Below are 20,282 nucleotides of genomic sequence, written 5' to 3' on the forward strand. Positions count from 1 at the left end.
GTCCTAGAGGTAGAGACCGGGTGCGCCGTCGCCGCTGACGCGGTGGGCCGCGAGCGCATGAATGTCGCGCTCGCGCAGCAGGACGTACTCGGCGGCCTGGATCTCGACCTCGGGGTGGCTCTCGGGGTCGAACAGCACCTGGTCGCCGACCTCGATCGTGCGCACGTTGGGGCCGGTGGCCACCACGCGCGCCCAGCTGAGCCGGCGGCCGACCTGCGCGGTGGCCGGGATGAGGATGCCGCCTCCGGAGCGGCGCTCGCCGTCGTCGTCGACCTTCACGAGCACGCGGTCGTGCAGCAGCTTGATCGGCACGGAGCCGTCGGGCAGCGGGGAGGTGTCGGGCGCGCTCACGCGTCGGAGCGTACGTGCTCGGGCCGGGCGGAGGTCCGCCGGGCTGCGTGCGTCAGGAGGAGCGGCGACGGCGCGAGACGCCGAGGACGACCACGAGGCCGACGACGACGCCGGCCGCGATGAGCACGCGGTCGGGCTTGATCCCGCCGAACTCGTCCACGAACACGCCCTTGACCTTGTCGACCTGGCGGTTCATGACGTTCCTCGGGGTGACGTACTCCTGCAGGTCGTCGATGCGCCCGGCGAGACGGTCGCGGGTGGCGTCGAGCTCCGCCTGGATCTCCGAGACGCTGCGCTGCGGAGGCTTGGGCTTCTCGCCCTTGGCCTTGGCCTTGGCGTCGTCCGCCTTCGCCGCAGGCGCGTCGGCGGCGGAGGCGGCCTTCTTCTCGACGGTGGCGGCCTTCTTCTCGACCGTGGCGGCGGCGTCCTTCACGTCGTCCTTCGCGGACGACGCGGCGTCCTTGACGGAGTCGGCGGCCTTGTCTGCGGAGTCGCGCACAGCGGCGGTGGTGGAGTCGCTCACGTCGTCGAGCCTACGCCGATCCGCGCCGTCTGCGGCACCCGACCTGCGGATCAGGCGCGGGTGGGTGCTGACGCCGTGACGAGGCCGGTGGCCGAGGCATCGGTGTGGTCGTCGAGGCCGGCCGTGCGCCCGAGACCCTTCGCGCCCTTCAGGAGCAGGACCACGAGGAAGACCGCGGCGTTGACGAGCACGATGGTCGTGCCCGACGGGATCTCGAGCTGGTACGAGAGGTACATGCCGACCGCGCCGGCCGCGGTGCCGAGCGCGGTGGCGATCCAGAGCATGCGCCCGAACGAGTCGGTCAGCATGCGGGCGACGACCGGCGGGATCACCAGGGTGGCCGCGACGAGGGTGACGCCGATGATCGAGAGCGTCGCGAGGATCGACATCGACAGCACGACCATGAGGATCGTGTCCATGAGGCCGACGTTGACGCCGGACACCTTGGCCACCTCGGGGTCGAAGGTCGAGAACAGCAGCTGGCGGTAGAGGACGGTGAAGATGGCGATGGTGCCGAGGAAGACGCCGCCGAGCAGCAGGAGGTCGCCGATCGAGACGCCGTTGATGCTGCCGAACAGGAGGCTGTCGAACGCCGGGCCCTTGTTGCCGAACTTCGTCAGCAGCGCCACACCGAGCGCGAACGAGGCGGTCGTGACGACGCCGATCGCGGCGTCGGCGCCGATGCGGTGCCGACGCGTGACGGCGTTGATCGCGAGGGCCGAGGCGAGCCCCCAGAGCCCGGCGCCCAGGACGATCGGGATGCCGAGCAGGGGCGCCGCGGCGTACCCGCCGAAGATCGCGTGCGAGAGGCCGTGGCCGATGTAGCTCATGCCGCGCAGGGTGATGAAGACGCCGATCAGCCCGCAGAGGCCGCCCGCGAGCAGGGCGGCGACCAGGCCCTTGATGAAGAACTGGTACTGGAACGGGTCGAGCAGCGTCTCGAGGAAGGTCATGACGCGGCCGGCTTCATCGTGACGTCGTCCATCGAGTCGACGACCACCGGGATGCCGAGGTGCTGCAGGATCTCCATCCGTGCGCCGAAGACCTCCTCGACCACCGCAGGCACGATGACCTCCGACGGCGGGCCGCTCGCGATCACGCGCGTGCGCAGGGCGAGCAGGTGCGGCAGGTGCGCGGCCATGCCGTTGAGGTCGTGCGTGGTGAGCACGATCGCGAGGCCCTCACGGTTGAGGTCGTCGAGCAGGTGCAGCACCTCGTGCCGCGTCTGCACGTCGACACCGCTGGTGGGCTCGTCGAGCAGGAGCATCTGCGGACGGCGTACGAGGGCGCGGGCGAGGAACATCCGCTGCTGCTGGCCGCCGGAGAGCTCGCGGATGTGGCGCGCGCCCAGGTCGGCGATGCCCAGCCGCTCGAGGACGTCGGCGACCTCGGCGCGCTCGGCCTTGCTGGCGCGAGGGATCGGACGACGGGCCGGCCGCGACATGAGCACGCAGTCGTTGACCGTGACGGGGAAGTTCCAGTTGACCGTCTCGAGCTGCGGCACGTAGCTCACGGACACGCCGGCCGCCCGGGTGACCGAGCCGCGCTGCGGCTTCTCGGTGCCGAGCAGCAGCTTGAGCAGCGTCGTCTTGCCCGAGCCCGACGGTCCGACGATGCCGGTGAACTGCCCGGGCATCACGGCGTACGAGACGTCGCTGAGCACGGCGTGGTGGCCGTAGCCGAAGCTCGCGTGCGAGACGTCGACCAGGGGGGTCGTGGCGGAGATCGGAGACTGGGTCACTGGGGGTAGTCCGCCTTGTCGGGTGCGACATCGGAGACGTCGAGCGCGTCGAGCGCGTCGGTCGTGCCGCCGAGCCCCTGGATCATCGTCACGTAGTCGTAGCGCATGAGGCCGAGCCACGAGTGCTCGGCGTCCCCGGGTGCGCCCGGCAGGTCGTCGTCGCGCAGTGTGTCCTCGTAGCGGGCGCCGGTCTCGGCTGCGATCTGCTCGAGCACCTTGGACGGGAAGACCTCGGAGCCGAAGATGACGGGCACGTTCTCGGCCTTGATCTGGTCGACCAGGCGGGCGATCTCCTTGGGCTGCGGGTCCTCGAAGTTCGAGGGCTGCACGGCGCCGATCACCTTCCAGCCGTACGTCTTGGCGAAGTACGCGTAGGCGTCGTGGTAGGTCAGCAGCTCGAGGCCGCCCTCGGGCACGGTGGTCTGGTCCTTCTTCAGCGCGTCCGACAGCGCGGTGGCCTTGGCCACGAACGCCTCGTAGTTGGTCGTGTAGTAGTCGGCGTTGGCCGGGTCCTTGGCCGCGACCGTGTCCTTGATGACCGCGGCGTACTTGATCGCGTACGTCGGGTCGGTCCACAGGTGCGGGTTGGGCTTGCCGTCCTCCTTCGGGAAGGAGAAGTCGTAGATGTACTCCGACTCCGGCAGCACGGTGTCGCCGATCTTCACGATCGTGGCGTTGCTGGCGTTCTCCTCGGCGAGCTGGAACGTCGGCTCCTCGAGCTGCAGGCCGTTGACGAAGACGATGTCGGCCTTCTCCATCGTGGCCGCGACCTGCGGCGGGGGGTCGAAGGTGTGGCTGTTGGTCCCCTCGGGCACGATCCCGACCACCTGGGCGCGGTCGCCCACGATGTTCGCGGCGATGCTCGTGATCGGGGCCACCGTGGTGACGATCACCATCCCTGTGCCGCCGCCGGGCGACTCCGCGTCCGAGGCGTTGGAGCCGCAGGCTGCGAGGAGGAGGGCGCTGCCGAGGCCGAGGACTGCGAGCAGCGGGCGGGAGGAGCGGGAGATCACCGGGGAAGCCTAACGTCGTCGAGGCCTTATTGCGAACTGTTTGCAACTGGCAGCGATGTGCATCCCCGCCAGGTGCCACTCTCAGACACTTCGGAGCCCGCCGCATCCTGGATTGGCTGACGATCCGGTGACGTCGGGACGTCGTTAGGCTCGGCGCACCCCGATCAGGCCCGTCGAACCGCAGGAGCTCCCGTGACCGTCCGACTCGAGCCCGGCGACGCCGCTCCCCCGCTCGGCCTGCCCGACGACACCGGCGTGGTGCACGACTGGAAGGACCACAGGGGCGAGCGCGTGGTCCTCTACGTCTACCCCGCGGCGATGACCCCCGGCTGCACGAAGCAGGCCTGCGACTTCCGCGACTCGCTCGACTCCCTGGCCGCCGCCGGCATCACCGTGCTCGGCCTCTCGCCGGACAAGCCCGAGAAGCTCGCGCAGTTCCGCGAGCGCGACAGCCTCACGTTCCCGCTGCTGTCGGACCCGTCGAAGGACGTGCTCACGGCGTACGGCGCGTTCGGCGAGAAGAAGCTCTACGGCAAGACGGTCGTCGGCGTGATCCGGTCGACCTTCGTCGTGACGGTGGACGGCCGGGGCAAGGCCGTGATCGAGCATGCGTTCTACAACGTCAAGGCCACCGGCCACGTCGCCAAGCTGCGCAAGGACCTGGGCGTCTGACCCTGCCGGGCGTCAGGACTCGAGGGGGTAGCCCGACATGAACCACGCCTGGGTGCCGCCGAGCACGTTGACGACGTCGTACCCCTGCGGCTCGAGCCACGCGGCCACCTGGCCCGACCGGCCTCCGACCGCGCACACGAGGTAGACCGTCCGATCCTTCGGGATGTCCTGCAGGCGCACGGGGACGGTGTGCATCGGCACGAGGACGGCGCCGGGCACGCGGCCCGCGGCGTACTCGTCGGGGTTGCGGACGTCGACCACCGGGGTGGTCGGGTCGGCCTCGAGGATCGCGGCGAGCTCGGCCACGGAGACGTCGGCGGGCACAGGGAACTCCAGGGGCGTCGGGGCGGTGCGAGCAGCCTAGGACAGCCCCGGTCGTCGGCCGGACAAGATACGGGTCAGGCCAGCGACAGGAAGAGCTTCTCGAGGCGCGCCCGGTCGAGAGCGGGCGTCTCGCCCTTGCTCTCGGCCTCGAGGCACATCTCGAGGCCGCAGGCGACGACGCTGAACGCCGCGCGGTCGACGGCCTTGGAGGCTGCGGACAGCTGGGTGACGATGTCGGAGCAGTCGCGGTCGGCCTCGATCATGGCGATGACGCCGTCGAGCTGTCCGCGGGCCCGCTTGAGGCGGGCGATGACGGCCTTGGCCGCCTCGGGGTGCATCGACGCGCTCGCTCCGGTGGGCGTAGGACTCATGGCGGTCACGATGCCATCACCGGCGCCTTCTGGCCCGGCATCCGCGCAGCGCCACGCTGGAGGACGAGGCCGGGCCGCTGCGCGCGGAGCGTCATCAGCCCTCCGTCCAGGCTCGCGGAGTCGAAGCCGTTCTGGGCCAGAACGCGGTGCGCGAGGTACGACCGGAAGCCGCTGGCGCACAGGACGCGCACGGGTCGACCGGCCGCGGCCTGGCGCACGTCGTCGAGGTGGTCGCGCAGCTCGGTGTGCGGCACGTTGTACGAGCCGGGCAGGTGCCCGCCCTCCACCTCGACCTCCGACCGGACGTCGAGGAGCAGGACGTCGTCCCCGAAGCCGTCGAGGTCGTCCGGGCCCCAGGCCCGGAGCGTGCCGTCGAGGATGTTCTGGGCCATGAAGCCGGCCATGTTGACCGGGTCCTTCGCGCTGCCGAACGGCGGCGCATAGGCGAGCTCGAGCTCGGCGAGGTCGTCGACGGTCATGCCCGCGCGCAGCGCGGTGGCGATGACGTCGATGCGCTTGTCGACGCCGTCCTTGCCCACCGCCTGAGCGCCGAGCACGCGACCCTCCGGCGTGAACAGCAGCACGAGGTGCACCGGCTTGGCCCCGGGGTAGTAGCCGGCATGGCTTCCGGGGTGCAGGTGGACGACGTGGTGCTCGACACCGGCCGCCGTGAGCCGGCGCGACGTCGGACCGGTGACAGCCGCAGTGAGGCCGAAGACCTTCACGACGGCGGTGCCGAGCACAGGCTGGGAGGTGCGCGCCCGACCGAGGATCGAGTCGGCGGCGGTGCGGCCCTGGCGGTTGGCCGGGCCGGCGAGCGGCACGACGCCGGGCACGCCGGTGACGGCGTCGATCACCTGGATCGCGTCACCGACGGCCCAGATGCTCGGGTCGCTCGTGCGCTGGTCAGCGGTGACCACGACGGCGCCGCGGTCGGACAGCTCGAGGCCGGCGTCGCGGGCGAGGGCGGTCGACGGCTTCACGCCGACGCCGAGCAGCACGACGTCGGCCGCGAGCCGGGAGCCGTCGGCGAGGACGACGTCGACCGGGTGGTCGGTGGTCGAGTCCTCGACGGCTGCGAAGCCGGTGCCGACGCGGACGTCGACGTGGTGCAGGCGGAGCTCGGCCTCGACGAGCGCCGCCATCTCGGCATCGATCGCGGGCAGCACCTGCGGCGCCATCTCGACGAGGGTGACGTCGAGGCCGCGGCGGCGGAACGCCTCCACGGTCTCGAGGCCGATGAAGCCCGCGCCGATGACGACAGCCTTCTGCGCGCCGGCCGCGAGCATCGCGCGCAGGACGTCGGCGTCCGGCACGGTGCGCAGCGTGCGCACCTGCGGGCGGTCGAGCCCGGGCAGCGGGGGGACGATCGGGTCGGCGCCTGTGGCGAGCACGAGCGCGTCGTACGGCAGCACGACGTCGACGTCGTGGACGAGATCGCGAGCAGTGACCGTCCTGCCCTCGCGGTCGATCGAGCGCACGTCGTGGTGCACGCGGACGTCGAGGTCGAGGGACGATTCGAGGCTGTCGGGGGTGTGCAGCAGCAGGGCGTCCCGGTGCGGGATCTCGCCGCCCACGTGGTACGGCAGGCCGCAGTTGGCGAAGGAGACCTCGCCTCCGCGCTCGAGCACGACGATCTGGGCGCTCTCGTCGAGCCGGCGCAGCCGTGCCGCCGCGCTCATCCCGCCGGCGACCCCGCCGACCACCACCACACGTCGCATCGCGCTGCTCCTCGGTCTCGCGGTCCGTACACGCGCCACGTTATACCCCCTGGGGTATAACGGGCAGTCGCCCGGCCCTGGTGAGACACCGCTCACACCCGGAGCGTGGCAGGCTCGCACCGTGCGACGCACCTGGCTCACCCGCAACCTCGTGGTGCTGACCCTGGTGTCGCTCACCCAGGACGCCGCGAGCGAGCTGCTCTACCCGCTGCTCCCCCTGCTCGTCACCGGCGTGCTCGCTGCTCCGCCCGTCGTCCTCGGCATCGTCGAGGGTGCGGCCGAGGCCGCCGCCGGCATCTCGAAGTACGTCGCGGGGCGGTGGTCGGACGGCCGTCGGCGGCGCCCCTTCGTGACCACGGGCTACGCGCTCGCGGCGGCCGGCAAGATCCTGGTGGCCGCCGCGGCGGTCTGGCCGATGGTGCTCGTCGGGCGCGTGGTCGACCGGCTCGGCAAGGGCGTGCGATCGGCCCCGCGCGACGCGCTCATCGCGGCGTCGGTGCCGCGCGAGCACCTCGGCCGCGCGTTCGGCTTCCACCGCACCGGCGACACCCTGGGCGCGGTGATCGGTCCGCTCATCGCGCTCGCCGGCCTCACCCTGCTCGACGGCGACGTGCGCGCAGTGCTGTGGTGGGCCGTCGTGCCGGCCGTGCTCTCGGTGCTGCTCACCTTCCTGGTCCGCGAGAAGCGGCGTACGCCGGCACCCGAGGCCGAGGTCGAGGTCGAGGCCCAGGTCTCGGCGCCGAGCGAGCCGTCGCCGATCCCGCGCAGCCCGCTCCCCCGCAGCTTCTGGCGGGTGGTCGGGGTGCTCGTGGCGATCGCGGTGGTCAACTTCCCCGACGCCCTGCTGCTGCTGCGGATCTCCGACCTGGGCTACTCGACCACCGAGGTCGTGCTGGCCTATGTCGTCTTCAACGTCGTCTACACGCTCGGGTCGTACCCCGCGGGCGCGCTGTCGGACCGGCTTCCGCGACCGGTGGTGTACGGCGTCGGGCTGCTGGCCTTCGGCGTCGCCTACGGCGGCCTCGCCCTCGTCGAGCGCGGCCCGTGGGTGTGGGTGCTCATCTGCGTGTACGGACTCTTCCCCGCGCTGACCGACGGCGTGGGCAAGGCGTGGATCTCCACCCTCGTGGGCGACGAGCACCGCGGCCGCGCGCAGGGCGTGTTCCAGTCGCTGTCGAACGCGGCGGTGTTCCTCGCCGGCCTCTGGGCGGGGCTGCTCTGGGCGGTCGGGCCGGGCGACGGCGTGCTGCCGCTGCTCGTGTCGGGTGCGGTCGGCCTCGCGGCCGGCGCGGTGCTCGTGATCGGCCGCCATCGCGTCACCGGCGTACCGCAGCCGCTCGCCTAGGCTGGCCCCCACGCGGACGTGGTGGAATTGGCAGACACGCAGGATTTAGGTTCCTGTGCTCTCGAGCATGCGGGTTCGACCCCCGCCGTCCGCACCAGCGCCCCTTCGCTGAGCCTGATCGTTCCGTCGTTCCCCGGGCCGGGGAACGACGGAACGATCAGTGCGAGCTGGGGGGCAGCAGGTCGCGCAGGACGGGGACGAGGGCGCGCAACGCGTTGCCGCGGTGGCTGATCGCGTCCTTCTCCTCGTTGCTCAGCTCGGCGCTCGTCCGCGTCTCGCCGTCCGGCACGAAGATCGGGTCGTAGCCGAAGCCGTTGCTGCCGCGGGGCTCGCGCACGAGGTGCCCGCGCATCTCGCCGTCGACCGTGGCCTCGCGCCCGTCGGGCAGCACGAGGGCGACGGCGCAGCGGAACTGCGCGCCGAGCCGGTCGTCAGGGGTGTCGCCGAGCTGGGCGAGCACGAGCTCGAGGTTGCCGACGTCGGTGCTGCGCCCGGGCACGAGGCCGCCGCTCCAGCGGGCCGACAGGATCCCGGGCAGGCCGTTCAGGGCGTCGACGCAGAGGCCGCTGTCGTCGGCGACGGCAGGTGCGCCGGTGGCCTCGCACACCGCGCGCGCCTTGAGCAGCGCGTTGCCCTCGAAGGTCGACTCGGTCTCGGGCACCTCGGGCACCGAGCCGTCCGGGAACGCGTCGATGCCGACGACCTCCACGTGCAGGCCTGCCTCGTCGAGGATCCGGGCCATCTCCTCGATCTTGTGCGCGTTGCGGGACGCGAGCACCACGCGCGAGGTCATGACGCGAGCGCGGCCTTCTGCAGCTCGGTGAGGTCGGCGCAGCCCTGCGCTGCGAGCGCGAGCAGCTGGTCGAGCAGCGCGCGGTCGAACGGCTCGCCCTCCGCGGTCCCCTGCACCTCGACGTACCGTCCGTCGCCGGTCATCACCACGTTCATGTCGGTGTCCGCGGCGACGTCGTCGTCGTAGTGCAGGTCGAGGCGGGCCTCGCCGTCGACGATGCCCACCGACACCGCCGCGATCGAGTTGACGATGGGCTTCGCGGTGGCCTTCACGTGCCCCTGGCCGCGCGCCCACTCGATCGCGTCGACCAGGGCGACGTACGCGCCGGTGATGGCCGCGGTACGCGTGCCGCCGTCGGCCTGCAGCACGTCGCAGTCGATCATGATCGAGTTCTCGCCGAGCGCCGACAGGTCGATCGCCGCGCGCAGCGACCGGCCGACGAGGCGCGAGATCTCGTGCGTGCGCCCGCCGACCTTGCCCCGCACCGACTCTCGGTCGTTACGCGTGTTGGTCGCGCGCGGGAGCATGGAGTACTCCCCCGTGATCCAGCCGAGGCCGGAGTCCTTGCGCCACCGCGGCACGCCCGCGGTGAAGGACGCGGCCACGAGCACACGGGTGCGCCCGAACGACACGAGGCACGAGCCCTCGGCGTGGTCGAGCCACCCGCGCTCGAACGAGACGGGACGGAGCTGGTCGGCGGCGCGGCCGTCGGAACGGGTCATGGCGCGACCCTAACGCCCAGCCCCGATCCGCCCTGGATGCCCCAGAGGCACCTCGAGGGGACTGTCCGGCATCCAGATCGGTCAGAGGTCGACGACGAGGCCCTGGGTGGCGAGGGCGAGGTCGCCCTCGAACACCGGCGCCGCCTCGGCGAGCGTCTCGTCGCTCGGCGTCCACGGCACGAGGTGCGTCAGCACGAGCCGGCCGACACCCGCACGGTTGGCGTGCTCGGCGGCCTGGGTGGCGGTCATGTGCAGGTTGGGCGGCAGGTTCTCGTACCGGCTGAGGAACGACGCCTCGTACAGAGCCAGGTCGGCGCCGCGCGACAGCTCGACGAGGGCGTCGCTCTCGCCGGTGTCGCCGCTGAAGACCAGCGAGCGGCCACCGGCCTCGACCCGCGAGGCGTAGCAGGGCACGGGGTGGTTCATGAGCGCCGTCGTGATGCGGAACGGCCCGATCTCGGTGACCTCGACGTGGTCGCGGAACTCGAACTCGCCGTGCATGCCCTCCTCCGGCGGGAGGTCGTACGCACGGGCGAGCCGGTCGGCGGAGCCCGTGGGCCCGATCACCGGGATCACCGGCGCGTGGCCGTCCGGGTGGTACCTGCGGAAGACGTAGTACGACGTGAGGTCGATGCAGTGGTCGGCGTGCAGGTGCGACAGCACGACCGCGTCGACGTCGTAGACGTCCGTGTGCTTCTGCAGCGCGCCGAACGCGCCGTTGCCGAGGTCGAGCACGATCGAGTGCCCGTCGTGCTCGACGAGGTAGCAGGAGGCCGGGGAGTCCGGCCCGGGGTACGACCCCGAGCATCCGACGATCGTCAGGCGCATCAGGACACGACCTCCACAGCGTGCTCGACGGCGACGACCTCGGGACCGAGGAATCGCTTGGCCAGTGCGGTGAACGGGGCGGGGTCGCCCGTGGCGAGGAACCGGTGCACGGGCGCCGGCAGGGCGGGGTCGCGCTCGAGCCCGTGCGCCACGAGCGTGCGGTAGACGTCCTTCGCGGTCTCGTCCGCGCTGCTGACGAGCGTGACATCGTCGCCGACGACGTACGAGATGACGCCGGCCAGCAGCGGGTAGTGCGTGCACCCGAGGACGAGGGTGTCGACGCCGGCCTCGACGACCGGGTCGAGGTACTCGTGCGCGACGGACTGCAGCTCGGCCCCACCCGTGACGCCGGCCTCGACGAACTCGACGAAGCGCGGGCAGGCCTGCTGCACCAGCGTGATGTCGGGCGCTGCGGCGAAGGCGTCGGCGTACGCACCGCTCGTGACGGTGGCCCGGGTGCCGATGACGCCGACGCGGCCCGTGCGGGTGACGCGCACGGCACGGCGTACGGCGGGCTGGATGACCTCGACGACGGGGACGGCGTACCGCTCGCGGGCGTCGCGCAGCACCGCAGCGCTGGCGGAGTTGCACGCGATGACGAGCATCTTCACGCCCTGGTCGACCAGGTGGTCCATGACGTCGAGGGCGAAGGAGCGCACCTCGGGGATGGGCCGCGGGCCGTAGGGGCCGCGGGCCGTGTCGCCGATGTAGAGGACCGGCTCGTGCGGCAGCTGGTCGAGGACGGCGCGCGCGACGGTGAGCCCTCCGACCCCGGAGTCGAAGATGCCGATGGGCGCGTCCGTCACGAGAGCCGAGACTAGGCCCCCGACACGCCTTCTGCGGCCGGTCCCAGCGTCCTCTGTGTCGCACTGCACGTCTGCCATCCTCGGACTGCCGGGAGGCCTCCCGGCGCAGGCGTGCCCCGAGGAGCCAGACCATGTCCAGCGATGTCCAGACCAAGCGCCCCGGCGGCGTCACCTTCGTCATCGTGCTCATCTGGGTCGCGGCCCTGTTCAACGCCCTCATCGGCGTCTGGATGATGCTGGCGCCGTTCGGCCAGAACCCGACGATCACCGACATCCAGGGCAACACTGTCGAGCTGCCCGGCTTCTGGCTCTTCATGAACGGCGCGCTCTCGCTGCTGCTGGCGTTCATGTACGTCTGGCTCGCGCGGATGGCCTCGATCGGCGCGGCCTCGGCCCAGGTGATCATCCAGGCGCTCGCCGTCATCAACATCATCTTCGGCCTGTTCCGCCTGCCCTACGGCTGGCTCGGCCTCGTGCTCAACATCCTGATCCTGGTCATCGCGAGCGGCGCCTCGGCCAAGGCCTGGTTCAGCCGCCCGATCTGATCGACGCCCCGCAAGGAACCCGACCCGTGCGTCAGGCCCAGAGCTGGCCGTCGAGGGCATCTTCCGCGTCGTCGAGGGTGCCCTCGTAGGCGCCGGTGGAGAGGTACTTCCAGCCGCCGTCGCAGACGATGAAGGCGATGTCGGCCTCGCGGCCGTCCTTCACGGCCTTGGCGGCGATCCCGAGCGCGGCGTGCAGGATCGCGCCGGTCGAGATGCCCGCGAAGATGCCCTCCTCCTCGAGGAGCTGGCGGGTACGGCGCACCGCGTCGCGGGGGCCGACCGAGAAGCGCGTGGTGAGCACGCTGGCGTCGTACAGCTCGGGGACGAAGCCCTCGTCGAGGTTGCGCAGCCCGTAGACGAGCTCGCCGTAGCGCGGCTCGGCGGCGACGATCTCGATGCCCGGCACCCTCTCGCGGAGGAAGCGGCCGGTGCCCATGAGCGTGCCCGTGGTGCCGAGGCCCGCGACGAAGTGGGTGATCGAGGGAAGGTCGGCCAGGATCTCGGGGCCGGTGCCGGTGTAGTGCGCGTGCGCGTTGGCCGGGTTGCCGTACTGGTAGAGCATCACCCAGTCGGGGTGCTCCTCGGCCATCAGCTTGGCCACGCGGACGGCCTCGTTCGAGCCGCCGGCGGCGGGCGACGACACGATCTCGGCACCCCACATGCGCAGCAGCTGCTTGCGCTCGACCGAGGTGTTCTCGGGCATCACGCAGACGAGGCGGTAGCCCTTGAGCCGCGCGGCCATCGCGAGCGAGATGCCGGTGTTGCCGCTCGTCGGCTCGAGGATCGTGCAGCCGGGGCGCAGCTGGCCGCTCTTCTCGGCCTCCTCGACCATGGCGAGCGCGGCGCGGTCCTTGATCGAGCCCGTCGGGTTGCGGTCCTCGAGCTTGGCCCACACCCGGACGTCCGGGGACGGCGACAGGCGCGGGAGCCCGACCAGCGGAGTGTTCCCGACCGAGGCCAGCAGCGAGTCGTACCGCACGGGCTGATCAGCCGCCGGCGACGGCGGGCAGAACGGTGACGGTGTCGCCGTCGGAGACCGCGGTCTCGATGCCGTCGAGGAAGCGGACGTCCTCGTCGTTCAGGTAGACGTTCACGAAGCGGCGCAGACCGGCCTCGTCGACGATCCGCTCCTGGATCCCCGGGTGACGCGTCTCGAGGTCGGCGAGCACCGCGCGGAGGGTGTCGCCGGACCCCTCGACCGCCCGGGCGCCGTCGGTGTACGGGCGCAGGATGGTCGGGATGCGGACCTCGATGGCCATGGCGGGCTTTCTCCACTCGTCGTGCGTGCTGGGGTGCTGCCGGAGGGCAGCCGACCGCGTCCCCGCGGCCCGTGATCAACAAGGGTGAGCCTAGGGCCACCTATTCCCGTCGACGACTGGAAGCAGGGCCTCGTACGGCGTCGCCGCAGGTCAGAGGCCGCTCAGACGACGGTGACCGGTTCCTCGGTGACGACGCCGTCCACGATGCGGTACGACCGCAGCTCGTACGGCCCGTCCTCGCTGCCGGTCTCCCGCGTCGAGACCAGCACGTAGTGGGCCTCCGGCTCGGACGCGTAGCTGATGTCGGTGCGCGACGGGTAGGCCTCGGTCGCGGTGTGCGAGTGGTAGACGACCACCGGCACCTCGTCGTTGTCGTCCATGTCGCGGTAGAGCCGCAGCAGGTCGAGCGAGTCGAACTCGTAGAAGGTCGGAGACCGCGCGGCGTTGACCATCGGGATGAACCGCTCGGGGCGGTCGCTGCCGGCCGGGCCGGCGATCACCCCGCACGCCTCGTCGGGGTGGTCCTGGCGCGCGTGGGCCACCATCGAGTCGACCAGGTCCTGTCGGATCGTGAGCACGCGCCCAGAGTACGAGGCCTGCGTGCGGGGCCCGAGGTCGCGTGACGTGCGTCGCATAAACCGCGCCATAGGTTGTTCAACTTGCGCGGTGTGCGTCCCGGGACCACCCTGGGCGAGGCCGCGACCCAGTGCGCGGCTCCGCCGTTCCGGGAGACGACGGCATTCCTCGGCTCATGCCTGTGGAGGCTTGTCCATGTCGTCCGCCGTAGAGACGCTCTCGAACGGACAGTTCCAGACCGTCTACAACGTCTTCTCCTTCGCCCTCGCGTCGATGCTCTTCACCGCGCTGTTCCTGCTGGTGTCCCAGGGCCGCGTGCTCCCCCGCTACCGCCAGGCGCTCGTGGTCTCCGCGACCGTCTGCGGCATCGCGGCCTACCACTACTTCCGCATCATCAACTCGTTCAACGAGGGCTTCGCCCCGACGGCGATCGGCGGCGACTACACGCTGACGCCGTTCGGCTTCAACGAGGCCTACCGCTACGTCGACTGGCTCCTCACGGTGCCGCTCCTGCTGCTCGAGACCATCGCGGTCCTTGCGCTCCCCCGCGCCACCCGCGCGTCCCTGCTCACCAAGCTGATCCCGGCGTCGGTCCTGATGATCGCGCTCGGATACCCGGGCGAGGTCGCCATCGACACCCTGCCCAAGATGCTGTGGGGCGCGGCCTCGACGATCCCGTTCCTCTACATCCTCTACGTGCTGTTCGTCGAGCTCACCAAGTCGCTCGGCCGTCAGCCCGCCGAGGTGGCTGCCAGCGTGAAGCGCCTGCGCATCCTGCTGATCGCCACCTGGGGCGTCTACCCGATCTCCTACCTGTTCCCGGTCTTCGGGCTCGACGGCGCGGACGCGTTCGTCCTGCGCCAGGTCGGCTACTCGGTGGCCGACGTCCTGGCCAAGTGCCTCTACGGCCTCGTGATCTACAAGATCGCGCGCATGAAGAGCGCAGCCGACGACCCGGTCTTCGCCGAGCAGGAGTTCGAGGAGGCGCCGTCGTCCGAGGCTCGGGCCACGGCTGCTGCCTGACCGGCACGACGCACCACTCTCCGCACCTGCGTCTCCCGGCACGGGTGCGGTCAGGGCGGGTCCGTCGGTCGACAGACCGACGGACCCGCCCACCCCTCCTTCCACGCCGCACCGGCCATCCCGCAGCGAGGAGCAGCCATGGCCACGGTCGTGACGACCCGCCCGCGGGAACTGGCCGCACCGCCCCTCGTCGCCGTCGTGCTCGCCGCCGGACCGGTGGCGGTCGCCCTCGCCGTGGCGTCCTCGGGCGCGTTCGCGAGCTCGGACCCCGCGGTCCCCGGCTGGGCGCCGGTCGTCGCCCTCGCGGCCCTCGTGGCCGGGGTGCCGCACGGCGCCGTCGACCACCTCGCCCTCGTCCGGTCGCCGTCAGGACGGCGGCGCCTCGAGCTGGCCGCCGTCTAACTCGCCCTCGCCGCGACGGCTGCGGCTGCCGTCGTCCTCGCCCCGGCGCCGGCGTTCATCGTCGTGCTGGCGATGTCGGTGTGGCACTTCGGCACGGGTGACGTCGCTCTCGCGGACGAGCTGGCGGGCTCGCCCCGGCGCGGCCGCGGGACGCGACTGGTCCACGTGCTCGCCGCCGGGTCGGTGCCGGTGCTGCTGCCGCTGACCTCGCCCGCCGCGACCGCCACCCTGGTGGGGCTGGAGCCCCGGCTCTCGGCCGTCACGGCGCCGGGCCTGCTGCTCGGCGTACGCGTGGCCGTGCTCGTCCTGGCCGCCACCGCGGTCGCCGTACTGCTGCGGGGGCGCCGAGTCGCCCCGGCAGGCGAGGTAGCGCTGCTCGTGCTGCTGGCTCTCACCGTGACGCCGCTGCTCGCCTTCGCGGTCTACTTCTCGGCCTGGCACGCCGCCCGGCACACGCTGCGGCTGGCGCTGGACGACCGGTCGCGGATCGACAGGGTGCGCCTGCGCACCGTCCTCCGCGACGGCCTGCCATCGCTCGTGGGCACGCTGGCGGTGGTCGGGGCCGCGGTCGGCTCCGGGGCGACGACGTCCACCCGGGTCCTGTGGTTCGCGCTCGCCGCGGTCTGGGGGCTCACCGTGCCGCACATGGTGGTGGTCGGCGCCTTCGACCGGCGACGACGCAGCGCAGGCGTCAGTCCTGCTCGTCCCAGCCCGGCGGAGGCTCGGACGTGAGGCCCGTGACGGCCTGGACGAGCGTCTCCTGCAGGAACGTCAGCCAGTCGTAGACGTGCACGTGCACGAACCCGGGGTCGTCCTCGTCGAGGTCGTAGAAGCCCTCGTGGTTGTCCTCGGTGAGCCCGAGCCGTGCGCCGAGGGCGAGGCGCAGGTCGTTGAGCGCACCCATCCAGGACGCGATCTCGTCGTCCGGCACGACGACCTTGCGGTCGGCCTCGGCCAGAGCACGCAGCACCGTCGCGGCATGGTTCATCTTGGTCTCGCGCAGCGACCGCTCGGTGAAGCGTCGGAACTCCGAGCTGGCCTCGTCGTCGTCGGCGTAGGCGTCGGGCAGAAGCCGCGCGAGGGCGGGGTCGTCGGGGCGCTCGGCGTCGGGGTCGATGCCGACCATCCGGGCGAGCGGGTCGGCGTCGGCGCCCCAGGGGTCGTCCTCGGGCGAGACGAGCTCGAGGACCTGGCTGACGAGCGTGGCCAGGAGCCCGCGCTCGACGTCGTCGACCTTCAGGACCAGCTTGCCCGTGGCAGTACGCCGGAAGCCGTGCACGGCCACGTCAGTCGTCCTTCTGCAGGGTGGCCCAGAGCCCGTAGGAGTGCATCGCCGCGACGTCGATCTCCATCTCCTCGCGGGTGCCGTTCGAGACCACCGCGCGGCCCTCGTGGTGCACGTCCCACATGAGCTTCTGCGCCTTCTCCTTGGAGTAGCCGAAGTACTCCATGAACACGTACGTCACGTACGACATGAGGTTGACCGGGTCGTTCCAGACGAGCGTGATCCACGGCCGGTCCGGAGCGGTGATGCTCTCGGACTCCGGCCGATCGAGCTCGACCGGTGCGACTCCCACGGCGTCATCGTCGCACGGGCACGCGGCGGCGGGTGTGCGCGGCACCACGCGCGTACGCTCGCCCCGTGACCGGACAGCCGCTCCCCGTCCCCCCGCGGGACCCGTCCCTCCCCGAGCCGCCGCTCCTGGCGCGCATCCGCCAGGGCGTCATCGGCGACGACACCGTGATGCAGGGGCCGTTCGGTCCGCGCCGTGTCACGTACGCCGACTACACGGCGTCCGGCCGCGCCCTGGACTTCCTCGAGGACTTCATCCGCTGCGAGGTGCTCCCCCGCTACGCCAACACGCACACCGAGAGCAGCGGCACGGGTCTGCAGACCACCCGGCTGCGCGAGGACGCCCGCGCGATCGTGCACGACGCGCTCGGCTGCGGCGACGACGCCGTCGTCATCTTCACGGGCTCGGGCACGACCGGGGCGATCGACAAGCTGGTCGGCATCCTCAACCTGCGCATCCCCGCCGACCTCGACCGCGAGCACGGCTTCTCGGCGCAGATCCCGCGCGACGAGCGTCCGGTCGTGTTCATCGGCCCGTTCGAGCACCACAGCAACGAGCTCCCGTGGCGCGAGTCGATCGCCGACGTCGTCACGATCCCCGAGGACGCCGACGGCCACATCGACGTCGAGCGGCTGCGCGCCGAGCTCGCGGCGTACGCCGACCGCCCGCTGAAGATCGGCTCGTTCAGCGCGGCGTCGAACGTCACCGGGATCATGACCGACGTCGACGGCATCGCCCGACTGCTGCACGAGCACGGGGCGCTGTCGTTCTGGGACTACGCCGCCGCCGGGCCGTACCTCGACATCGACATGCAGGGCGACCACGTCGACCCGCTCACGCGCAAGGACGCCATCGTCCTGTCGCCGCACAAGTTCGTGGGCGGCCCCGGCACCCCCGGTGTCCTCGCGATCCGGCGCGACCTGCTCACCAACTCGGTCCCCGTAGTCGTCGGCGGCGGCACCGTGGCGTACGTGAACCCGGCCGAGCACGTGTACCTGGCGGACGCCGTGCACCGGGAGGAGGCCGGAACGCCGGCGATCGTCGAGTCGATCCGTGCCGGCCTGGTCTTCGACCTCAAGCGCAACGTGGGCACCGACATCATCCGGGCGCACGAGGACGACTTCCTGCGCCGCGCCGTGGCCGCATGGAGCGCGCACCCGACCATCGACATCCTCGGCAACCTCGACGCAGAGCGGCTCTCGATCGTGTCGTTCACCGTGCGCCGCCCCGGCGGCCGCTACCTCCACCACAACTTCGTCGTGGCGCTGCTCAACGACCTGTTCGGCATCCAGAGCCGCGGCGGCTGCTCGTGCGCCGGGCCGTACGGCCACCGGCTGCTCGGGATCGACCTCGAGAAGAGCCACGAGTTCGAGCGCGAGATCACCCACGGGTGCGAGGGCATCAAGCCCGGCTGGGTGCGGGTGAACTTCAACTACTTCGTGAGCGACGAGGTGTTCCAGTACGTCGTGCAGGCGGTCGCGATGGTGGCCGACCACGGCTGGAAGCTCGTGCCGCAGTACCGCTTCGACGTCGCGTCCGGTCGCTGGCGGCACAAGGACGGCACCGTCGAGCCGCCGTTGCGCCTCTCGCAGCTCGCCTACGTCGACGGCGAGCTGACCTACCCGCGGCACGACGACCGCGCTCCCGAGTCGGACCTGCGCCGCTACCTCGCCGAGGCGCACGACCTCATGGAGTCGCTTCCCGAGCCGGGCGAGGACGTCGACGTCACGCGCGTGAGCCCGGACTTCGAGCACCTCCGCTGGTTCGAGCTCCCCGCCGAGTGCCTCACCTGACCTGGCGGATCCCGGCGGTCAGCCGACCTTGATGGCGAAGTACGCGTAGGCGCCGCGCACCGATCCGCTGCCGACGGCGTAGATGCGGTACTGGTAGGTCTTGCCCTTCGTGGTCGGCGCCCAGCGGAACGTCGCCTTGCCGTAGCGGTCGGCCGCGGCGGTGGCGACCGTCGTCCAGGTCGAACCGACGAGCACCTGGCGCTTGACCGTCTGGCCCTTGATCCACGGCTTCAGCGCGACGTTCGCCGTCACGGTCTTCCCGGACTGCACCCCGAGCGCGCTGAGGTCGAGGGTGATGGCGGTGCGCACGCTCGTGGAGTCCGACGCCGTCCCCGTGTTGCGGTCCCAGGCGCCGGCGACGTTGACCTTGTACTGCGTGGACGCCGTCACCTTGTGCTGCAGCGCGACGCGGCCGTCGGACCCTGTGGTCGCGGACGTCACGAGGCTCCAGGTCGACGTGCCGGCCGTGCGGGCGTAGAGCACGGCCCGCGCGCCCTGCACGGCGACACCGTCAGAGGTCGCCCGCGCCGCGACCGTGGCCGTCGTGCCGTACGTCGTCGTGGACGGCACGTACACCCCGACCTTCGTGGCCGAAGGCGCGAGGGTGCGCGCGTAGTCCCGCAGCGACGACCACTGCGCGGGAGCGGCGCCGTCGAGGTTCCACTGCGCGATCCCGCGCAGGCGGTACTTCTCGACGAGCTTCGCGCGGGCGAGCGCGGACGCCGCGTTGTCGTACCACCCGGTGCGGTAGACCAGGCAGCTCGTGGCGGCGCCGCCGGAGGTCGTGCCCTTGTAGCGGACCTGGTAGGTGAACTGCCACTCGGCGTTGGTCTCGCTCCAGGTGCGCACGGCCGCGGACCGGTTGATCGTGTCCGAGATGTAGTCCGCGCTCGGGATCGCGGTGCCGGCGGCTGCCGCGGTGAACGACAGCGTGTCCCGGTAGTTCGCCGGCGTGTTGGTCGGGCAGGTGCCCACGACCTTCGAGACGCCGTTCACCTTCACCGTCGCGTTGCGCCCGTACGCCGGGACGCCGATCTGCACCTTGCCCGACGGCACGACGGAGACGGCATGCTGCACGATCCGCTCGACCCACGGCAGCGGCGCGATCGGACCACCGGACACCGAGTAGTCGTACGCCATGATGCGCAGGCGGTCGACCTTGTCGGCGATGCCGGCCCAGTCGTAGACCCAGTAGCCGTCGTTCCATTTCGTGCCCGAGGTCTGGGTGCGGTTGTCGGTGTAGATCGGCGGCGTGGTGACCGAGAGCAGCTTGCCGCGCGCATGCAGCGCTGCGGAGAGCTGACCGATGAACGTGACCCAGTCGGGGCGCGTGGTGTCCCAGGTCGTCACCGCGTCGTAGAACGCGAAGCCCTCGAAGTCGAGGTCGATGCCGTCGTAGTCGTTGGCCTGGACGAGCGCCACGATGCTCGAGACGAGGGCGGCGCGGCGGGTGGGGTCGTCGAGCACCTGGGCCATCTGCAGGGGTGTGGTCTTCGTCGTCATGCCGTCGGTGATGCTGGGCAGCACCTTCACGCCGGCGTCGCGCAACGCCGTCAGGACAGCGGCCTTGTTGGCGGCGTACGGCGAGCAGGCCGGGCAGGGCCTGGCCTCGTTGACGGTGGGCGACACCAGGTCCTGCGCGACGTACCAGAACGGCGACACCTCGGGCATCAGGTCGGCGTTGGCGACGGCCGCGCGGGTGCTGGCGCTCGTGGCGGAGCCGAAGTAGCCCCAGCCGGTCACGATCGGGCGCGGCGGCGCATCGGCGGCGGTCGCGGTGGTGGCGGGCACGGCGAGGCCGAGGAGGCCCACCCCGAGGGCGGACGCGAGCAGGGTCGCGAGGCGGCGGGTGCCGGTGCTGCGACGGCGCATGTGGTGGTCTCCCTGGTCGTGGTGCGGC

The 20,282-nt window shown here is 71.6% G+C and carries 24 protein-coding genes, 1 tRNA gene and 1 pseudogene; 8 read left to right on the plus strand and 18 right to left on the minus strand.

Annotated elements, in window-relative coordinates:
* Positions 1-3: 3 nt before the first annotated feature.
* Genes ACFQGU_RS15035 through ACFQGU_RS15055 form a run of 5 tightly spaced genes read right to left on the minus strand, consistent with a single transcriptional unit; the run spans position 4 to position 3,628 of the window.
* Positions 4-351 (minus strand): GroES family chaperonin, encoded by a 348-nt coding sequence (locus ACFQGU_RS15035; protein ID WP_386768049.1) that lies wholly within the window; start codon positions 349-351, stop codon positions 4-6.
* A gap of 52 nt (positions 352-403) precedes the next feature.
* Entirely contained in the window at positions 404-874 is a 471-nt protein-coding gene (locus tag ACFQGU_RS15040) for a DUF3618 domain-containing protein (protein WP_386768051.1), read from the minus strand.
* A gap of 50 nt (positions 875-924) precedes the next feature.
* Positions 925-1,827: a metal ABC transporter permease gene (locus ACFQGU_RS15045; protein ID WP_386768053.1), complete on the minus strand. Its 903-nt coding sequence runs from the start codon at positions 1,825-1,827 to the stop codon at positions 925-927.
* Positions 1,824-2,615, minus strand: coding sequence for a metal ABC transporter ATP-binding protein (locus ACFQGU_RS15050; protein WP_386768055.1), 792 nt, complete (start codon positions 2,613-2,615; stop codon positions 1,824-1,826). Before ACFQGU_RS15050 ends, ACFQGU_RS15045 begins: the two co-directional genes overlap by 4 nt.
* Complete coding sequence (locus tag ACFQGU_RS15055; protein WP_386768057.1) at positions 2,612-3,628, minus strand: metal ABC transporter substrate-binding protein; 1,017 nt, start codon at positions 3,626-3,628, stop codon at positions 2,612-2,614. The genes ACFQGU_RS15050 and ACFQGU_RS15055 overlap by 4 nt, the downstream gene beginning before the upstream one ends.
* Before the next feature lie 192 nt (positions 3,629-3,820).
* On the opposite strand from ACFQGU_RS15055, the gene bcp reads away from it, so the two are divergent.
* Complete coding sequence (gene bcp, locus ACFQGU_RS15060; protein WP_386768059.1) at positions 3,821-4,300, plus strand: thioredoxin-dependent thiol peroxidase; 480 nt, start codon at positions 3,821-3,823, stop codon at positions 4,298-4,300.
* Between the two features lie 12 nt (positions 4,301-4,312).
* Here bcp and ACFQGU_RS15065 read toward each other — a convergent pair whose 3' ends face one another.
* The 3 genes from ACFQGU_RS15065 to ACFQGU_RS15075 form a co-directional block, all read right to left on the minus strand.
* Complete coding sequence (locus tag ACFQGU_RS15065; protein WP_386768061.1) at positions 4,313-4,624, minus strand: rhodanese-like domain-containing protein; 312 nt, start codon at positions 4,622-4,624, stop codon at positions 4,313-4,315.
* A 74-nt stretch (positions 4,625-4,698) separates the two neighbouring features.
* On the minus strand, positions 4,699-4,995 hold the full coding sequence (locus tag ACFQGU_RS15070; RefSeq protein WP_386768063.1) for a metal-sensitive transcriptional regulator: 297 nt from the start codon (positions 4,993-4,995) through the stop codon (positions 4,699-4,701).
* Between the two features lie 5 nt (positions 4,996-5,000).
* The gene (locus ACFQGU_RS15075) at positions 5,001-6,716 is read right to left on the minus strand and encodes an FAD-dependent oxidoreductase (protein ID WP_386768065.1); all 1,716 of its coding nucleotides are present in this window, start codon (positions 6,714-6,716) and stop codon (positions 5,001-5,003) included.
* Positions 6,717-6,837: 121 nt separating this feature from the next.
* On the opposite strand from ACFQGU_RS15075, the gene ACFQGU_RS15080 reads away from it, so the two are divergent.
* Both ACFQGU_RS15080 and ACFQGU_RS15085 read left to right on the plus strand, forming a co-directional pair.
* The gene (locus tag ACFQGU_RS15080) at positions 6,838-8,061 is read left to right on the plus strand and encodes an MFS transporter (RefSeq protein ID WP_386768067.1); all 1,224 of its coding nucleotides are present in this window, start codon (positions 6,838-6,840) and stop codon (positions 8,059-8,061) included.
* A gap of 12 nt (positions 8,062-8,073) precedes the next feature.
* Positions 8,074-8,158, plus strand: a tRNA-Leu gene (locus ACFQGU_RS15085).
* A gap of 60 nt (positions 8,159-8,218) precedes the next feature.
* Here the strand turns inward: ACFQGU_RS15085 and rdgB are convergent.
* From rdgB to murI, 4 genes are all read right to left on the minus strand, one after another.
* The gene (gene rdgB, locus ACFQGU_RS15090; RefSeq protein WP_386768069.1) at positions 8,219-8,854 is read right to left on the minus strand and encodes an RdgB/HAM1 family non-canonical purine NTP pyrophosphatase; all 636 of its coding nucleotides are present in this window, start codon (positions 8,852-8,854) and stop codon (positions 8,219-8,221) included.
* Positions 8,851-9,576 (minus strand): ribonuclease PH, encoded by a 726-nt coding sequence (rph, locus tag ACFQGU_RS15095; RefSeq protein ID WP_386768070.1) that lies wholly within the window; start codon positions 9,574-9,576, stop codon positions 8,851-8,853. Before rph ends, rdgB begins: the two co-directional genes overlap by 4 nt.
* Positions 9,577-9,657: 81 nt before the next feature.
* A complete protein-coding gene (locus ACFQGU_RS15100; RefSeq protein WP_386768072.1) occupies positions 9,658-10,404 on the minus strand; it encodes an MBL fold metallo-hydrolase in 747 nt (248 codons plus the stop codon).
* Positions 10,404-11,210, minus strand: a complete 807-nt coding sequence (gene murI, locus ACFQGU_RS15105; RefSeq protein ID WP_386768074.1) for a glutamate racemase — start codon at positions 11,208-11,210, stop codon at positions 10,404-10,406. The genes ACFQGU_RS15100 and murI overlap by 1 nt, the downstream gene beginning before the upstream one ends.
* A gap of 131 nt (positions 11,211-11,341) precedes the next feature.
* Between murI and ACFQGU_RS15110 the strand changes: the two genes are divergently transcribed.
* Positions 11,342-11,755 (plus strand): hypothetical protein, encoded by a 414-nt coding sequence (locus ACFQGU_RS15110; protein ID WP_386768076.1) that lies wholly within the window; start codon positions 11,342-11,344, stop codon positions 11,753-11,755.
* Positions 11,756-11,786: 31 nt separating this feature from the next.
* Here ACFQGU_RS15110 and ACFQGU_RS15115 read toward each other — a convergent pair whose 3' ends face one another.
* The 3 genes from ACFQGU_RS15115 to ACFQGU_RS15125 all read right to left on the minus strand — a co-directional run bounded on the left by ACFQGU_RS15115 (position 11,787) and on the right by ACFQGU_RS15125 (position 13,592).
* The gene (locus tag ACFQGU_RS15115) at positions 11,787-12,734 is read right to left on the minus strand and encodes a PLP-dependent cysteine synthase family protein (RefSeq protein WP_386768077.1); all 948 of its coding nucleotides are present in this window, start codon (positions 12,732-12,734) and stop codon (positions 11,787-11,789) included.
* Positions 12,735-12,741: 7 nt separating this feature from the next.
* On the minus strand, positions 12,742-13,014 hold the full coding sequence (locus ACFQGU_RS15120) for a MoaD/ThiS family protein (protein WP_386768079.1): 273 nt from the start codon (positions 13,012-13,014) through the stop codon (positions 12,742-12,744).
* Between the two features lie 161 nt (positions 13,015-13,175).
* Positions 13,176-13,592: a Mov34/MPN/PAD-1 family protein gene (locus ACFQGU_RS15125; RefSeq protein WP_386768081.1), complete on the minus strand. Its 417-nt coding sequence runs from the start codon at positions 13,590-13,592 to the stop codon at positions 13,176-13,178.
* A 193-nt stretch (positions 13,593-13,785) separates the two neighbouring features.
* Here ACFQGU_RS15125 and ACFQGU_RS15130 point away from each other — a divergent pair, with 193 nt between their 5' ends.
* From ACFQGU_RS15130 to ACFQGU_RS15140, 3 genes and pseudogenes are all read left to right on the plus strand, one after another.
* Positions 13,786-14,613: a bacteriorhodopsin-like gene (locus ACFQGU_RS15130; protein WP_386768083.1), complete on the plus strand. Its 828-nt coding sequence runs from the start codon at positions 13,786-13,788 to the stop codon at positions 14,611-14,613.
* A gap of 138 nt (positions 14,614-14,751) precedes the next feature.
* Positions 14,752-15,015 carry a hypothetical protein gene (locus tag ACFQGU_RS15135; RefSeq protein WP_386768085.1) on the plus strand — a complete coding sequence of 88 codons (264 nt, stop codon included), beginning with the start codon at positions 14,752-14,754 and terminating at the stop codon, positions 15,013-15,015.
* A 12-nt stretch (positions 15,016-15,027) separates the two neighbouring features.
* Positions 15,028-15,747: pseudogene (locus ACFQGU_RS15140) on the plus strand (beta-carotene 15,15'-dioxygenase, Brp/Blh family); the annotation flags it as partial.
* Here ACFQGU_RS15140 and ACFQGU_RS15145 read toward each other — a convergent pair.
* Together ACFQGU_RS15145 and clpS are read right to left on the minus strand one after the other, a co-directional pair.
* Positions 15,707-16,300 (minus strand): DUF2017 domain-containing protein, encoded by a 594-nt coding sequence (locus ACFQGU_RS15145; RefSeq protein ID WP_386768087.1) that lies wholly within the window; start codon positions 16,298-16,300, stop codon positions 15,707-15,709. The pseudogene ACFQGU_RS15140 and the gene ACFQGU_RS15145 sit on opposite strands and share 41 nt — an antisense overlap.
* Before the next feature lies 1 nt (position 16,301).
* Positions 16,302-16,592 carry an ATP-dependent Clp protease adapter ClpS gene (clpS, locus tag ACFQGU_RS15150; protein WP_386768089.1) on the minus strand — a complete coding sequence of 97 codons (291 nt, stop codon included), beginning with the start codon at positions 16,590-16,592 and terminating at the stop codon, positions 16,302-16,304.
* A 167-nt stretch (positions 16,593-16,759) separates the two neighbouring features.
* Here clpS and ACFQGU_RS15155 point away from each other — a divergent pair, with 167 nt between their 5' ends.
* Entirely contained in the window at positions 16,760-18,382 is a 1,623-nt protein-coding gene (locus tag ACFQGU_RS15155; RefSeq protein WP_386768315.1) for an aminotransferase class V-fold PLP-dependent enzyme, read from the plus strand.
* Positions 18,383-18,400: 18 nt separating this feature from the next.
* Here ACFQGU_RS15155 and ACFQGU_RS15160 read toward each other — a convergent pair whose 3' ends face one another.
* Positions 18,401-20,254, minus strand: coding sequence for a glycosyl hydrolase family 18 protein (locus tag ACFQGU_RS15160; RefSeq protein ID WP_386768091.1), 1,854 nt, complete (start codon positions 20,252-20,254; stop codon positions 18,401-18,403).
* Positions 20,255-20,282 lie beyond the last annotated feature (28 nt).

It is taken from the genome of Longivirga aurantiaca, from assembly GCF_042660085.1.
GTDB classification, from domain to species: Bacteria; Actinomycetota; Actinomycetes; order S36-B12; family CAIYMF01; genus Longivirga; species Longivirga aurantiaca.